The sequence below is a fragment of the Methylobacterium sp. CCH7-A2 genome, assembly GCF_001557075.1.
Classification (GTDB): Bacteria; Pseudomonadota; Alphaproteobacteria; order Rhizobiales; family Beijerinckiaceae; genus Allobosea; species Allobosea massiliensis.
In genome coordinates, this window is record NZ_LSKN01000099.1 from 42,382 (window position 1) to 57,338 (window position 14,957).

Here is a 14,957-nt window from a genome sequence, read left to right on the forward strand (position 1 = left end):
GTTCACGAGCGACCCTCCTTGGCGCGCAGCAACTCCCAGAGCCGGTGCGGCAGCACGGGCACCTGGCGCGGGGTGACGCCGGTGGCATGGCGGATCGCGCCGAGGATCGCGGGCGCGGTCGGCACCAGCGCCGGTTCGCCGATGCCCTTGGCACCGGAGGGGCCGAGCGGCTCGGGATCCTCGACCAGGATGATGTCGATCGGCGGCACGTCGCCGGCGGTCGGGATCAGGTAGTCGTGCAGGTTTTCGGTGCGGCCGGGGAGGTATTCCTCCATCAGCGCCAGCCCGATGCCCTGGGCGATGCCGCCATGGATCTGGCCCTCGACCAGCATCGGGTTGATCGCACGGCCGACGTCATGGGCGGCGACGATGCGGTTCAGCCTGATCGTGCCGAGATCGAGATCGACATCGAGCGAGGCGATCTGCGCCGCGAAGCCATAGGTGGCGTAAGGCACGCCCTGGCCCATCGCGTCGAGCGGGACGGTCGGCGGGTCGAAGGAGCCGATCCCCTCCAGCACCGTGCCGTCCGGCTGCGCGGGCAGGGCGGCGAGGTCGATCCGGGCGACGACGCCGTTTTCCGCGACCGTGACGGTCGTGCCTTCCAAGGCGAGCCGCGCCGAGGGACCGGCATTGGTCAGGCGCAGGATCTCGGCGCGCAGCGCGGCGGCGGCCGCCTCGGCGGCGCGGCCGGAGACGAAGGTCTGGCGCGAGGCGGAGGTCTTGCCGGCGTCGAAGGTGAGCGCCGTGTCGCCGAGAACGAGGTCAAAGCGCTCGACCGGCAGCCCGAGCGCATCCGCAGCGATCTGGGTCAGGACGGTCGTCGAGCCCTGGCCGATGTCGACGGCGCCGTTCCAGAAGGTCACGCGGCCGTCCTGCGACAGCGTCACCCGCATGGTCGAGGGGTTCGACATGCCGGTGTTGCCGATGCCGTACCACATGCAGCCGATGCCGACGCCGCGGCGGGTGCGACCCTCGCTTGCATTGAAGGCGGCCGCGTCCGCCAGCAACCGCTGCCAGTGCGGCTTCAGCGCCTCCAGGCATTCGGCCAGCCCGGCGCTGGCTTCGAGACGCTGGCCCGACGGCGTCGTGTCACCGGCGCGGATCGCATTGATCAGGCGGAATTCGAGGCGGTCGAGGCCGGCGGCCGTGGCGAGATCGTCGAACAGGCTTTCCTGGGCGAGCGCCGCCTGCGGCACGCCGAAGCCGCGGAAGGCGCCCGAGGGCGGGCCGTTGGTGTAAATCGCCCGCGAGAGATTGCGGACATGGGGCACCCTGTAGGGCCCCGTCGCATGCACCGGCACGCGGCCGGCGACCGTCGGCCCCCAGGAAGCATAGGCGCCGGTGTCGAAATCGCCCTCCATCGCATAGGCGACGAGCCGACCTTGCGCATCGCAGGCGGCCTTCGCCCGGATCGAGGACGGATGGCGCTTGGTCGACGAGATCATCGATTCGATGCGCGAGAAGACGCAGCGCACCGGCCGGTCCAGAACCCAGGCCGCGACCGCCAGCATCGGCTGCAGCGAGACGTCGAGCTTGCCGCCGAAGCCGCCGCCGCAGGCCGAGGGCAGGATGCGGACGCTCTCCAGCGGCAGACCGAGCACGCGGGCGACCTCGTCGCGGTCCATATAGGGCGCCTGTGTGCAGGCGAAGATCTCGATCGTATCGCCGATGCGTTTTGCATAGCCGGCTTCGGGTTCGATATAGGCGTGCTCGACGAAGCCGGTCTCGAAAGCGCCATGAGCGACATGGGTGGCCTGGGCGAAGCCCGCCTCGACATCGCCGCGCTCGACGCGGCCGCGCGTCAGCACATTGTCGGGCACGAAGTCGTGCAGGGTGAAGGCGCCCTCGGCCAGCGCCGCGGCGCTGCCGACCATCGCCGGCAGCGGCTCCCAGGAGATCGGCATGTCGTCGATGCTCAGCGCCTCGACCGCCTCCTTCTCGCCGACCACGGCCAGCACGCATTCGCCGCGATAGCGCGTCTCTCCGGTTGAGAAGACGGGCTGGTCCTTGAGATGCGGATAGATGCCAAAGGAGTTCTCGCCCGGCACGTCCTGCGCGGTGAAGACCCGCACCAGCCCCGGCCGCGCGGCGACGAAGGCCTCGATATCGCCCAGCGTGAAGCCCGCGCGCGGATGCGGGCAGCGGATCGCGCGCAGCCAGAGCGCATCGTCGGGCGCGGTGTCGGCGCCGTAGCGTTCGGTGCCGGCGACCTTGGGGGCGCCGTCGAGACGGGCGAGGCGGCTGCCGATCGAAGGACCTTCGACCTCTGTGACGATCGTCCCGCCGCCCATGAAGCGATGGGCGTCGCGCACCGCCTCGACGATCTTGAGATAGCCGGTGCAGCGGCAAAGCACGCCGCCGAGCGCGTCCAGCGTCTCGCGCTCGCCGGGCTGCGGGTTGCGCCGGAGCAGATCATAGGCGGCCATCAGCATGCCTGGCGTGCAGATGCCGCACTGGGCCGCGCCATGCAGCTGGAAGGCCTGCTGGAGCGCGGCGCCGATCGCCGTCTCCGCCAGCCCCTCGACCGTGAGCACGTCGCGGCCGGCGATCTGGCCGACCGGCACGAGGCAGGCACAAGCCTGCGCCTCGTCGATCAGGACGGTGCAGGCGCCGCAATCGCCGGCGTCGCAGCCGACCTTCGTCCCGGTGGCGCCGAGGCTGGCGCGCAGAACCTCGCTGAGGCGGCTGTCGGGCGCGTCGCCCAGCGCGACATCGGTGCCATTGAGCCGGAAGGCGATGGCGTCCGCGGCATGAGCGGTGGCGGCGAGAGCCGAGCGGTCATGGATGTTCACGCGGCCACCTCCATCGATCCCTCGGCGAGCTGAGCGAGCGCCCGGCGCACCAGCACGATCGCCGCATCGCGGCGATAGGCGGCGCTGGCGCGGACATCGTCGATGGGCGCCAGCGCGGCGAGGTCTTCGGGCTCGACGAGGGCGGCGAGATCGCCGGCCGGCTGCCCGATGAGCCGGGCCTCCAGCGTGCCCAGACGCTGCGGCGCCGCCGAACAGGCGCCGACGGCGATGCGCGCGGCTGTGACCTGGCCCGTATCGTCGGTCGCGATGACCGCGGCGACCGATGCGATCGAGATGACGAGATAGGCCCGCGCGCCGAGCTTGAGGAAGGCCGAGCGGGCGTCAGTCGACTGGGCTGGAATTTGGATCGCGACCAGGATCTCGTCGGGCGCCAGCGCGGTGCGGCGGTTGCCCAGCACAAAAGCGGAGAGCGGCAGGCGGCGCCGGCCGCGCCGGCTCGCCAGTTCGACCTCGGCGTCGAGTGCCAGTAGCGGCGGCACGCCGTCAGCGGCAGGCGAGGCGTTGCAGAGATTGCCGCCTATCGTGCCGCGATTCTGGATCTGCACGCCGCCGACCTGCCGGCTGGCGTGTTTCAGCGCGTCGAAGGCGGGCGGGAGCGCCGCCTCGGCGATGGCGCTCCAGGTCGTGCCCGCGCCGATGCGGGTTCCCGTGGCGCCATGCTGAATGCCTGAGAGCTCCGGGACCGCGCCGAGATCGAGCATGTCGCGGTCGAAGGGCTGAAACCAGGCGCTCCTGTGGGTGCGGACCGGGTAGACATCCGTGCCGCCGGCCAGAGGCGTCAGCGGTGTCCCGCCCGCCTGCGCCCGGAGCGCCAGCGCCTCGTCCAGCGTGGTCGGCCGCAGATAGCGCGCCATGGCCAGCTCCCCTCGAATGTGACGATCCGGAACCCTCGTTGATTATTGTTAGTATACAAACAAGGTGGCGCAAGCGGATTTTGCGGGCAGGCGCTGCTCAATCGAGACGCGCGAGCAGCGCGAGCAGACGCTCCGCCTCCTCGCGGGAGAGCGGCGAGAGGGTGGCGGCCGTGATGGCGCGCGCCTTCTCGGTCAAAGCGGGCATCGCCTCCAGCCCGGCCGTCGTCAGGCGGACGCGGACGCGGCGCTGGTCGTCCGGGTCCGGCCGGCGCTCGACCAGCCCGCGCTCGGCCAGGCGCGCGATCACGCCCTTGATGGTCGCAGGGTCCATCGCGGTCATGCGCCCGAGCTGATTCTGGGAGATTTCCTCGCCCGCGCCCAGCTTGGCCATGGCGGCGAACTGGGTCGGTGTCGGGCCGTCCTCGCCCATGATGCGCTGGAAGATCGCGATGTGGCGCTGCTGCGCGCGCCGCATCAGGAAGCCGACCTGCTCCTCGAGCACATAGGGCTCGGCCGGCTTGCGGCCCCGCCGGGCGGGGTCGGCAGGCGGCTCGTCATCGAGCTCGGCGACAGGGGATTCGGTGCGCGTCATGGCCGTATCCTAGCCTCCTCGGCGGCGTGCCTCCGGGCGCAAGCCGGCGGCCTCGCGAGGGCCTTGCCAGCGGCGGCGGGCCTCTCCATGATTGTTATTACACATTCAATCGCCGCCTGTCCCGTAGGGTGCCGGCGGGAGGGCTGCGGAGATCCAGATGGCTCACGACGTCGCGGCGGGAACGCCCAAGGGCAAGCTGGTCATCCGCAACATCGGCCTGCTGCTCTCGGGCGATCTGAACAAGCCGATCCTCGATGCCGACACGATCGTCGTCGTCGACGGGCGCATCGCGGCGATCGGCCGGGCCTCCGATCTCGATGGCTCCAGCGCCGACAGCGTGATCGACGCGAAAGGCTCGGGCCTGTCGCCGGGGCTGATCGATTCCCATTGCCATCCCGTGTTCGGCGACTGGACGCCGCGCCAGAACCAGCTCGGCTGGATCGAGATGGGCGTGAATGGCGGCGTCACCACGCTGGTTTCGGCCGGCGAGGTGCATCTCCCGGGCCGGCCGAAGGATGCGATCGGCGTCAAGGCCCTGGCCGTCACCGCGCAACGCTGCTTCCAGAATTTCCGGCCCGCCGGCGCCAAGGTGATCGCGGGGGCGCCGGTGGCCGAGCTCGATTTCGGCCGCGAGGTCTTCGAGGAGCTGAAGGCGCTCGGCATCCGCCATATCGGCGAGATCGGGCTCGGCACCGTCGCCAAAGGGCCCGACGCCAAGCGCGTCGCCGACTGGTGCCGCGAGATCGGGCTGGAATCGATCATGCACACCGGTGGCCCCTCGATCGCGGGCTCGCATTTCGTCAACAAGGACGACGTGCTGGAAGCCCAGCCCGACGTCGTCAGCCACATCAATGGCGGGCCGACCTCGATCGCCCATGGCGACATCCGCATCCTCTGCGAGAAGGCGAAGGGCGCGCTCGAGGTCGTCCATAACGGTAACGAGAAATCGGCACTGGTCGCGTTAGAGGCCGCACGCGAGGCCGGGCGGCTGGCGGATGTGCTGATCGGGACCGATGCGCCCGCGGGCTCCGGCGTCCAGCCCAATGGCGTGCTGCGGATGATCACGCTGTTGTCGAGCCTCGGCGGGCTGCCGGCCGAGCAGGCTTTCTGCCTCGCCACCGGCAATGTTGCGCGCCGGCGCTCGCTCGATGCGGGGCTGATCGCAGTCGGCTATCCGGCCGATTTCGTCTTCCTCGACAAGCCGCAGCATTCGTCCGGTAAGGATCTGCTGGAGGCGGTGTCGCTCGGCGATATTCCCGGCATCGGCATGGTGGTGATCGACGGGCTGGTGCGGACCGGACGCTCGCGCTCGACGCCGCCCTCGCACAGCGCCCCGGCCGTGGTTTGAAAGGCGTCCCATGAGCGTGCTCGTCGAGATCCGCTGCATCCAGACCACCGTGGAGGAGATCTTCCACGAATTCGGGCCGCTGCCGGGTCGGACCGAGCGCATTGCCTCCGTCTGCGCCGTGCTGACCAACCCCTATGCCGGCCGCTACGAGCCCGACATCCTGCCGATGATGGAGGCGCTCAAGCCCGCGGGGCTGGAGATGGCGACGCGTTGCCTCAACGCGCTCGGCGGCGATCCCGCGACCGTCGAGGGCTATGGCAAGGGCGCCGTCGTCGGCTCGGCCGGCGAACTCGAGCATGGCGCGCTCTGGCATGTCCCGGGCGGCTACGCGATGCGCGAGATCCTGGGCAACGCCAAGGCGATCGTCCCCTCGACCAAGAAGGTCGCCGGACCGGGGGCGCGGATCGACATTCCCGTCACCCATATCAACGCGTGCTATGTGCGCAGCCATTTCGGCGCGGTGGAGATCGGCGTGCCGGGCTCGCCCCAGGCCGACGAGATGGTTCTCATCCTCGTCATGACTACGGGTGCGCGCATCCATGAGCGCGTCGGCGGCCTGCGCGCCGACCAGATCAGCGTCTGGGACGGGCAGCGGTGATGCAAGAGCGCGGGAAGCTCTCCGTCATGCTCGGCCTCGTGCCGAGCATCCACGCCTCGAGCCCCGATCTCGCCAGATGAAGACGTGGATGGTCGGGACAAGCCCGACCATGACGCGGAAACCTCGATAGAAGACCGCCCGGAGCCCCTCATGCCCGCGACCATCCGCAAGATCCTGACCCAGGTCGACGAAACCCTGATTGAGGGGGGCCGATCCGTCTCGCCGCCGACGCGGCGCGCCGTCTCGGTCGCGGTGATCGCCAACCCGTTTGCGGGCGGCTACCGGGACGATCTCGGGGAGCTGACAGAGATCGGCGTCGAGCTCGGCGATCTCCTGACGAAGCGCTGCCTTGCGGCACTCGGGATCGAGCCCAGCCAGGCCGAGAGCTTCGGCAAGGCGGCGATCGTCGGCGAGGGCGGCGAGCTGGAGCATGCGGCGGCGATCCTGCATCCAAAGCTGGGCACTCCGGTGCGCGCCGCGCTCGGCAAGGGCCCGGCGCTGATCCCTTCCGCCAAGAAGCGCGGCGGGCTCGGCACGCCCATCGACGTGCCGCTCGGCCACAAGGATGCAGCCTTCGTCCGCTCGCATTTCGATGCCGTCGAGGTGCGGGTGACGGATGCCCCGCGCGCCGGCGAAATCCTGGTCGCGATCGCGGTCACCGATTCAGGCCGGCCGCTGCCGCGCATCGGCGGGCTGACCAAGGACCAGATCAAGGGCGAGGACGGGCTGCGCTGAGCGCAGGGGCTGCCTGCAAATCGCAGCGCGAGGAAACCGCATCGCCCGGTGGCGCGACCATAGCGCGGAGCAAGATCGCTCCGCCGGATGGAGCCGCCATGACCTTCACCCTTACACGCTTCCAGCAGGGGCAATTTCTCGACGCGAGCGACCCCGAAACGCGCGGCGGGGTTTGCGTCGCCCTCTGTGATCTCTGGCTGCAGTCGCTGTTCCAGGCGCCCGGCGCGGCGCCGCGGCTACGCCTGCAGGCGCTCGCCGTCGATTTCAGCCGTGCGGAAGCCCATCAGCGCCGCTACGGACGGCTGCGCAATGCCCTCGGCCGCGAGGATGCGCGGCGGCACATGGGCGCGCGCGTCGGCGTCGATTACGAGGAACAGACCTTCGTCGACATGAAGCTGCATGTCGGACGCCAGGGGCTGCTGCGGAAGGTCACCGATGATCTGCGCGAGCCCGGGGCTGCCGCGACCTGGTCGATGCGGTTCTCGGGAGGCGGCGGCCATGCCATCGCCGGCATCAACCGGATCGAGAAGCGTCCCTACGGGCTCGACTGCCGGATCCACATCTTCGATCCGAACATCGGCGAGTATGCCGGCGATTACGGCAGCGCCGGTGCCATCATCCAGAATCTGGTCCGGCGCATCCCGCTCTACGCCACGACGGCAATCTTTCATCGCACGGCGGCGACTGGGACGCGATAGGGCGGACCGACACTGATCCGCCCCTCTTGTCCGTCTCAGCCGCCGAGCGACATGGTCAGCGGCGGCTTGACCTCGGGCGGCAGCGGCGAGGTGTAGCCCTCGGCGCCCAAGCGCTTCTTGTGATCGGCCTTGGCGGCGGCCAGCAGCGCGGGGTCGAGCAGGACGGCGGCGCCGGTCGCGGCCATCGCCTTGGCGACATGGACCATCGCCTTGTGGGCGGCCGGCGTCTTGCCCTGGGCGACGACCTGCCAGGTGTGGAAAGGCGTGCCGATCGCCACCGTCGGCGCATGGGCCTGCACGGTCGGCACCGCCCAGCTGACATCGCCGATATCGGTCGAGCCGATCGCGGGGTTGCGCTGGGCGTCGAGCGGGACGAGGAAATCGGCCAGCGGGGCGCCGGTGTCCTCCATGCCGATCGTGCGCCAGATCGAGGCGATCTCCTGCGGCTGCAGCGTCTTGCGGATTTCCTGGGCGAAGGCGCGGTCGGCGTCGTCGAAATGCGGCGGGCCGAGTTCTTCCATCACGCCATGCATCGCCTGCTCGAGCGGGGTGTTGCCGAGCAGGTCGGAGACGGCGCTGACGATGCGCATCTCCATCTTGGTTTCGGTCATCAGCGCCGCGCCTTCGGCGATCTTCTTCACGCGCTGGACGAGTTCGAGCATGCCGCGCAGGTCCCGCGCGCGGATCGAGTAGCGCACCCGGGCATGGGCCTGCACGACATTGGGGGCGATGCCGCCGGTGTCGAGCAGCGCGTAGTGGACGCGGGCGTCGCTGGGCATGTGCTCGCGCATGTAGTTGACGCCGACATTCATCAGCTCGACGGCATCGAGCGCGCTGCGACCGAGATGGGGGGCGGCGGCGGCATGCGCCGTGCGGCCGGTGAAGACGAAATCGGCGCGAGTGTTGGCGAGTGCCAGCGGCGGCGCCACCTCCCACCAGCTCGACGGGTGCCAGGAGATCGCGACATCGGCATCGTCGAAAGCGCCGGCACGGACCATGAAGGCCTTGGCGGCGCCGCCTTCCTCGGCCGGGCAGCCATAATAGCGAACGCGGCCGGGCAGCTTGTTCTCGGCGAGCCAGTTCTTCATCGCCACGGCGGCGAGCAGTGCGGCGGAGCCCAGAAGGTTGTGGCCGCAGCCATGGCCGTGGCCGCCAACCTCGACGGGTGAATGGCTGGCGACGCCGGCTTCCTGCGACAGGCCGGGCAGGGCGTCGTACTCGCCCATGAAGGCGATCACGGGCCCGCCTTCGCCGGCCTCGCCGATCACGGAGGTCGGGATGTCGGCGATGCCCTTGGTGACGCGGAAGCCCTGATGCTCCAGCTCGGCGGCGTGCTCGGCGCTGGAGCGCGTCTCGGTGTAGCAGACCTCGGGCATGCCCCAGACCCTGTCGCTGAGGGCGATCAGCCGCTCCTTGTTGGCATCGACGTGGCGCCAGAGATCGTTTCGGTTGTCCATGATGGTCCTGCCTTAGTCAGGCCGGCATATGACCAATCGAGCCCGCTCCCGTCCAGCCGGCAGACGCATGGCCGAGGCGAGCCAGGGGCCATTTCATGCATGGCGGACAGGCTGGGCTCAGCAGCAGGCGGCGGGCGGCGCGGCGAGATCGCTGAGGATCGGGCAGTCGGGCCGGCCATCGCCATGGCAGGTTTCGGCGAGATGGCGCAGTGTCTCGGCCATGGCCCGGAGCTCCGCAGCCTTGGCCTCGAGATCGCGGACATGGTCCATGGCGAGCCGCTTCACATCGGCGCTGGCGCGGCTCTTGTCGCGCCAGAGGGCGAGCAGGGCGCGCGTCTCGTCGAGCGAGAAGCCGAGATGGCGGGCGCGGCGGATGAAGCGCAGCGTGTGCAGATCGTCCCGGCCATAGACGCGGTACTGCGCCTGGGTGCGCTGCGGCGCCTCGATCAGGCCGATGCTCTCGTAATAGCGGATCATCTTGGCGCTGACGCCCGATTGCCGCGCCGCCTCGCCGATGTTCATGGCGTCGTCTCCTGCGCTTCCGCCGGCTGCGGCTTGGCCGGGCGTGGTGTCGGATCGATCGCGCCACGCAGCGCCTCGATCGGCGCGGCCGCCGCCTCCAGCACCATGCGCTCGACCGCCCGGTAATGCGACAGGACCTCGTGCCCGAGCGGTGTCAGCCTTGCGCCGCCGCCCTGGGCGCCGCCGGGCTGGGCCTCGACCAGCGGCTGGCGGAACATGCGGTTGAGATCGTCGACGAGCAGCCAGGCCCGGCGATAGGACATGGTCATGGCGCGGCCCGCCGCCGAGATCGAGCCCGTGCGGCCGATGGCCTCGAGCAGATCGGCCTTGCCGGGGCCGAGCCGGCCACCGGGCGTGAAATCGAGCCGCAGGCCGAGCTTCAATGCGGGGCGGGTTGCGGGCGGCTGGGGCATGGTGGAGTTCTCGGGCATGGTTCCGATGATAGGCATGGGAGGCCGAATGCCCAAGGCGACCATCGGCCAAAGCCCTTCAGGGCGTTTCGATGGAAACGCTCTTCACGATCGCCACGACCGGGCTGCCGAGGCCGAGCCCGAGCGTGACGAGCGATTTGCGGGTCAGCCGCGCCGCCAGCCTTTCGCCGCCGCAGTCGATTCCCAGATCGACGGTTCCGGAGCCGTCGCCTCCGCTAGGGGCGATCTCCGCCACCGTGCCGTGAAGCTGGTTGAGCGCGCTGATCCCGGCGACCGGAGCGAGCGCGATCATGACGTCGCCGGCGAGGATGCGGACCCGGATCGCCTTGCCGGGGCGCAACCCCGTTCGCGCGACCTCGATCGCGCCGGCGCGTGTCTCGATCCGCGTCAACCCGAAGGCGGGATCGACCGTGCCGACAAAGCCCTCGATCAGCGAACTCGGCTCGGGCGATCCCGGCCGGAGCGCGAGATCGAGACGCGACAGGATCGTGGCAGCGGGTCCGCAGGCCGTGACCCTGCCGGCCTCGATGATTGCGACCGTCGTCGCCAGCCGCGCGACCTCGGCCAGCGCATGCGAGACATAGACGATGGGGATACCGGCCTCGTCGCGCAGGCGCTCGATATAGGGGAGGATCTCGGCCTTGCGCGCCTCGTCGAGCGAGGCAAGGGGCTCGTCCATCAGCAGCAGGCGGGGGCGCGCCAGCAGCGCCCGGCCGATCGCCACCCGCTGCCTCTCGCCGCCCGAGAGGTCGCCCGGCCGGCGCGCCAGCAGATGGCCGATGCCGAGCAGGTCCAGAACCGCCGCGAGATCAGTGCGATCGGCTTTCCCGCGCGGCGCGAACCAGCGTCCGAAGAGCAGATTGCGGCGCACGCTGAGATGCGGGAACAGCCGCGCCTCCTGGAAGACATAGCCGATCCGGCGGCGATGCGGCGGCACGAAGACGCCGCCCGCCCGGTCGAACAGTGCCTCGCCGTCGTGCCGGACATGGCCGGCTTCGGGACGGATGAGCCCCGCGATCACGTTGACGAGCGAGGTCTTGCCGGAGCCGGAGGGGCCGTAGAGTGCGGTCAGGCCGCCCTGAGAGCGCAGGGTCGCGTCGAGCGTGAAGGCCCCGAGCCGGTGCTGGACGACGATGTCGAGCCCGGTCGTCATGCGGCGCCGACCCGCCGTGAGGCCAGCCGTGCCAGCGCCTCGGAGGCAAACAGCGTCGACACCGAGATCGCGATCGAGATCAGCGTCAGCCGCGTCGCGCCGGCCTCGCCGCCGGGCACCTGGGTGAAGGTGTAGATCGCCGAGGGCAGTGTCTGGGTCTCGCCGGGGATGTTCGAGACGAAGGTGATGGTGGCGCCGAACTCGCCCATCGCCTTGGCGAAGCAGAGGATCATCCCCGCGAGGATGCCGGGCAGGCAGAGCGGCAGCGTCACGGTCGCGAACACCCAGGCCGGGTTCGCGCCGAGCGTGCCGGCAGCGTCTTCCAGCTTGCGGTCGACCGCCTCGATCGAGAGCCGGATCGCCCGCACCATCAATGGGAAGCCCATCACGGCCGCGGCCAGCACGGCGCCCGTCCAGCGGAAGGAGAGCACGATTCCGAACCAGTCATGCAGAACCTGTCCGACCGGTCCGCGTCTGCCGAACCAGATCAGAAGCAGATAGCCGGTGACGACCGGCGGCAGGATCAGCGGCAGATGCACGGCTGCATCGAGGATCGACTTGCCCCAGAAGCGGCCGCGCGCCAGCAGCCACGCCACCGCGATCCCAAAAGGCAGGCTCGCGAGCATGGCTGTGCTGGCGACGAGGAGGCTGAGCCGGACCGCCGCCCATTCTTCCGGGGACAGCCAGTCGGTCACGTCGCGTTGGCGGCCTTGTTCAGAACGGTGAAGCCCTGTTTCTCGAAGGCGGCTTTCGGACCCGCGCCGCGCAGATAGGCGAGGAATGCGACCGCGTCGGGATGGGTCGAATCCCTGGTTACGGCGACGGGATAGAGGATCGGCGGGTGCGAATCCGGCGGGAAAGTCGCCAGCACCTTCACCTTCGGATCGGCGGCTGCGTCGGTGGTGTAGACGATGCCGAGCGGCGCCTCGCCGCGCGAGACCAGCAGCAGCGCCGCCCGCACATTGTCGGCCTGGGCGAGCTTGTCCTTGACGCCATCCCAGGCGCCGAGCTTCTCCAGCGCCGCCTTGCCGTATTTTCCGGCGGGCACGGAGTCGACATTCGCCATGGCCAGGCGGCCCTGGCCGACAACGGCGGCGAGATCGAGGCCCGGCCCCTTGGCGATGGTGGCGGTCGAATCCGAGGGGGCGATCAGGGCGATGCGGTTGGCCAGCAGGGTGACGCGGGTGTCGGGCCGGATCAGGCCCTTCCCGGCGGCATGATCCATCCAGTCGAGATCGGCCGAGAGGAAGAGATCGGCCGGGGCGCCGGCTTCGAGTTGCTTCGCCAATGCGCTGCTCGCGGCATAGGACATCTTCGGTGCCGGCTTGCCGGTCTCGCGGGCCCAGCCGGCGGCGGCCTCGTCGAGCGCGTTTTTCAGACTGGCGGCGGCGAAGATCACGAGTTCCTTCGGCTGGGCGAGCGCCTGGCTGCTGCCCGATGCGAGGCCAAAGGCCGCAGCCAGGGCCATTGCCATAAGAGCGCGCCGCCTGAGCATCCGAGGGTCCTCCGCAACATGGCGCTGTGTTTCGCCGTATACAGCGATGGTCGCAGAGGGCGGCGTGGCGAGTCAAGGCGCGTGCGTCTGGATGGCGATGGTTGAGGTTGTAGTGCGCGTCAGCCCGGCGGATGCTTGTGGATCGGGTCGACCCAGTAGACCGATTCCGGCGCCTCGACCGGGTCGACATCGGTGATGTTGACCACCACCGCCTCGTTGTCCGAGCGGACCAGCACGCATTCGAGCGGGTTGTCGGGATCGGCGTTGATCTCCTGGTGCGGCACGAAGGGCGGCACGTAGATGAAGTCGCCCGGGCCGGCCTCGGCGACGAATTCGAGCCGCTCACCCCAGCGCATCCGCGCCTTGCCGCGGACCACATAGATCACGCTCTCCAGCTCGCCATGATGGTGCACGCCGGTCTTGGCATTGGGCTGGATCGAGACCGTGCCCGCCCAGATCTTCTGCGCGCCGACGCGGGCATGGTTGATCGCCGCCTGCCGGAACATGCCAGGCGTCTGGGCGGTGTTGGGATCGAGCCTGTCGCCGCTGATGACGCGCACGCCATCATGCTTCCAGCGCGGCTCGCCGCCATGCTCATGGTCGTGCGGGTGATCGTGCGGGTGGTCGTGATCGCTCATCGGTCGGCTCCTCTGGCGCCAGGGTAGGGCAGGCGGGGCGCGAGGGAAACCGCGCGGCGCTCAGCCGTGGTGCGAAGCGGCCGTCGCGTTGCGCAGCAGGACGAGGGCGGTCATCGCGGTGACGACGAGCCCGACCATCGCGACCAACGCCGAGAGCTGCATGCCGGCGACGAAGGCCATCCTCGCCGCCGCGAGAAGACTCGATGCGAGATCGGGCGGCAGCCGCGCCGCCTCCGCGACGGCGCCGCCGAGCGTGGCCGCGGCGCTGCGGGCGGCGTCGGGGGCCATACCGCTTGGCTGGGTCAGCGCCATCTGGCTGCGATAGACGGCGGTGACGATGCTGCCGAGGATGGCGATGCCGACGGCGCCGCCGAATTCCAGGCTGGTTTCGGAGATCGCCGCGGCCGAGCCGGCGCGCTCGGGCGGGGCGCTGCCGACGACGAGTTCCGTCGTCAGAGCGACGACCGGGGTGAAGCCGAGCGAGAAGATCACCGAGGCGACGACGACGAGGCTGACGCTCGAGCCCGTGTCGATGCGCGAGAGCAGGGCGAAGCCGAGCGCCGCCATGATCAGCCCGACCGCCATGATCTGGGCCGGACGGAAGCGGTGGGCCAGGACGGGCACGATCGGCGTGCCCAGGATGAAGGCCAGCGCGGAGGGCAGGCTCCAGAGCCCGGCCTCGAGGGGGGTGAAGCCCCTGACCAGCTGGAAGTATTGGCCGATGAAGAGGAAGCTGCCGAACAGGAACAGGAAGCCGAGCACATTGATCGCCAGCGCCGCGCTGATGATCGGATTGCGGAACAGCCGCAGGTCGAGGAAGGGATCGGAGAGGCGGCGCTGCCGGCGCAGGAAAACACCGCCGATGACGAGGCCGGCGATGATCGCGGCGGCGGCCCGCCAGGCGATCCCATGCTCGGCCAGATGCTTGATGCCGTAGATCACCGCCAGAACCGCCGCGAGCGAGAGCGCCGCGCTGGCGAGATCGACCCGGCCGGCGTTCGGGTCCTTGAACTCCGGCAGCAGAAAGGGGCCGAGCACCAGCAGCAGGATCATCACCGGCACGCCAACGAGGAAGACCGAGCCCCACCAGTAATGCTCCAGCAGGAGCCCGCCGACGAGCGGGCCGATCGCGCCGCCGGCCGAGAAGCTGGCGATCCAGATGCCGATCGCGAAGCTGCGCTCCTTGGGATCGAGGAACATGTTGCGGATCAGCGACAGCGTCGAGGGCGCCAGCGTCGCGCCGGCGATGCCGAGCAAAGCGCGGGTCGCGATCAGCATCTCGGCGCTGGTCGAGAAGGCGGCGAGGACCGAGGCCAGACCGAAGGCGGCAGCGCCGATCAGAAGCAGCTTGCGCCGCCCGATCCTGTCGCCGAGCGTACCCATTGTGATCAGCGAGCCCGCGACCATGAAGCCGTAGATGTCGACGATCCAGAGCAGTTGCGCCGCGCTCGGCTTGAGATCGACGCTGAGCTGCGGGATGGCGAGGTTCAGGACGGTGAGGTCCATCGAATAGAGCAGGCAGGGCAGGGCGATCACGGCCAGCCCCAGCCAGTCCCGGCGCGTCGCCTTGGGCGCGGTTGCCGTCATCTCGGGGCCGGGTGTCATCGTCGCTGTCCGTGCTGC

At 69.9% G+C, this 14,957-nt stretch carries 15 protein-coding genes; 4 read left to right on the plus strand and 11 right to left on the minus strand.

Annotated elements, in window-relative coordinates; all coding sequences use genetic code 11:
* Positions 1 to 2: 2 nt before the first annotated feature.
* The 3 genes from AX750_RS08405 to AX750_RS08415 all read right to left on the minus strand — a co-directional run bounded on the left by AX750_RS08405 (position 3) and on the right by AX750_RS08415 (position 4,259).
* Positions 3 to 2,792, minus strand: a complete 2,790-nt coding sequence (locus AX750_RS08405) for a molybdopterin cofactor-binding domain-containing protein (protein ID WP_245282347.1) — start codon at positions 2,790 to 2,792, stop codon at positions 3 to 5.
* Positions 2,789 to 3,667, minus strand: a complete 879-nt coding sequence (locus AX750_RS08410; protein ID WP_066722291.1) for a xanthine dehydrogenase family protein subunit M — start codon at positions 3,665 to 3,667, stop codon at positions 2,789 to 2,791. Before AX750_RS08410 ends, AX750_RS08405 begins: the two co-directional genes overlap by 4 nt.
* A 97-nt stretch (positions 3,668 to 3,764) precedes the next feature.
* Complete coding sequence (locus tag AX750_RS08415; protein WP_066722289.1) at positions 3,765 to 4,259, minus strand: MarR family transcriptional regulator; 495 nt, start codon at positions 4,257 to 4,259, stop codon at positions 3,765 to 3,767.
* 157 nt (positions 4,260 to 4,416) lie between these two features.
* Between AX750_RS08415 and AX750_RS08420 the strand changes: the two genes are divergently transcribed.
* The 4 genes from AX750_RS08420 to AX750_RS08435 all read left to right on the plus strand — a co-directional run bounded on the left by AX750_RS08420 (position 4,417) and on the right by AX750_RS08435 (position 7,638).
* A complete protein-coding gene (locus AX750_RS08420) occupies positions 4,417 to 5,607 on the plus strand; it encodes an amidohydrolase family protein (RefSeq protein WP_066722288.1) in 1,191 nt (396 codons plus the stop codon).
* A gap of 10 nt (positions 5,608 to 5,617) precedes the next feature.
* Complete coding sequence (locus tag AX750_RS08425; RefSeq protein WP_066722286.1) at positions 5,618 to 6,205, plus strand: amino acid synthesis family protein; 588 nt, start codon at positions 5,618 to 5,620, stop codon at positions 6,203 to 6,205.
* Positions 6,206 to 6,355: 150 nt separating this feature from the next.
* On the plus strand, positions 6,356 to 6,940 hold the full coding sequence (locus AX750_RS08430; RefSeq protein ID WP_066722280.1) for an amino acid synthesis family protein: 585 nt from the start codon (positions 6,356 to 6,358) through the stop codon (positions 6,938 to 6,940).
* Between the two features lie 98 nt (positions 6,941 to 7,038).
* Positions 7,039 to 7,638: a hypothetical protein gene (locus AX750_RS08435; protein WP_066722279.1), complete on the plus strand. Its 600-nt coding sequence runs from the start codon at positions 7,039 to 7,041 to the stop codon at positions 7,636 to 7,638.
* A gap of 35 nt (positions 7,639 to 7,673) precedes the next feature.
* On the opposite strand, the gene AX750_RS08440 is transcribed toward AX750_RS08435, so the two are convergent.
* The 8 genes from AX750_RS08440 to AX750_RS08475 form a co-directional block, all read right to left on the minus strand.
* Positions 7,674 to 9,095: a M20 family metallopeptidase gene (locus AX750_RS08440; RefSeq protein WP_066722278.1), complete on the minus strand. Its 1,422-nt coding sequence runs from the start codon at positions 9,093 to 9,095 to the stop codon at positions 7,674 to 7,676.
* Between the two features lie 117 nt (positions 9,096 to 9,212).
* Positions 9,213 to 9,617, minus strand: coding sequence for a Cu(I)-responsive transcriptional regulator (gene cueR / locus AX750_RS08445; protein ID WP_066722276.1), 405 nt, complete (start codon positions 9,615 to 9,617; stop codon positions 9,213 to 9,215).
* Positions 9,614 to 10,030, minus strand: a complete 417-nt coding sequence (locus tag AX750_RS08450; protein ID WP_066722348.1) for a LysR family transcriptional regulator — start codon at positions 10,028 to 10,030, stop codon at positions 9,614 to 9,616. The genes cueR and AX750_RS08450 overlap by 4 nt, the downstream gene beginning before the upstream one ends.
* 76 nt (positions 10,031 to 10,106) lie before the next feature.
* A complete protein-coding gene (gene modC, locus AX750_RS08455; protein ID WP_066722274.1) occupies positions 10,107 to 11,201 on the minus strand; it encodes a molybdenum ABC transporter ATP-binding protein in 1,095 nt (364 codons plus the stop codon).
* Complete coding sequence (modB, locus tag AX750_RS26820; protein WP_066722273.1) at positions 11,198 to 11,896, minus strand: molybdate ABC transporter permease subunit; 699 nt, start codon at positions 11,894 to 11,896, stop codon at positions 11,198 to 11,200. Before modB ends, modC begins: the two co-directional genes overlap by 4 nt.
* Complete coding sequence (modA, locus tag AX750_RS26825; protein ID WP_245282348.1) at positions 11,893 to 12,675, minus strand: molybdate ABC transporter substrate-binding protein; 783 nt, start codon at positions 12,673 to 12,675, stop codon at positions 11,893 to 11,895. Before modA ends, modB begins: the two co-directional genes overlap by 4 nt.
* A gap of 140 nt (positions 12,676 to 12,815) precedes the next feature.
* Positions 12,816 to 13,334 carry a cupin domain-containing protein gene (locus AX750_RS08470; RefSeq protein ID WP_066722269.1) on the minus strand — a complete coding sequence of 173 codons (519 nt, stop codon included), beginning with the start codon at positions 13,332 to 13,334 and terminating at the stop codon, positions 12,816 to 12,818.
* A 60-nt stretch (positions 13,335 to 13,394) separates the two neighbouring features.
* A complete protein-coding gene (locus AX750_RS08475; RefSeq protein ID WP_245282349.1) occupies positions 13,395 to 14,939 on the minus strand; it encodes an MFS transporter in 1,545 nt (514 codons plus the stop codon).
* Positions 14,940 to 14,957: the final 18 nt, after the last annotated feature.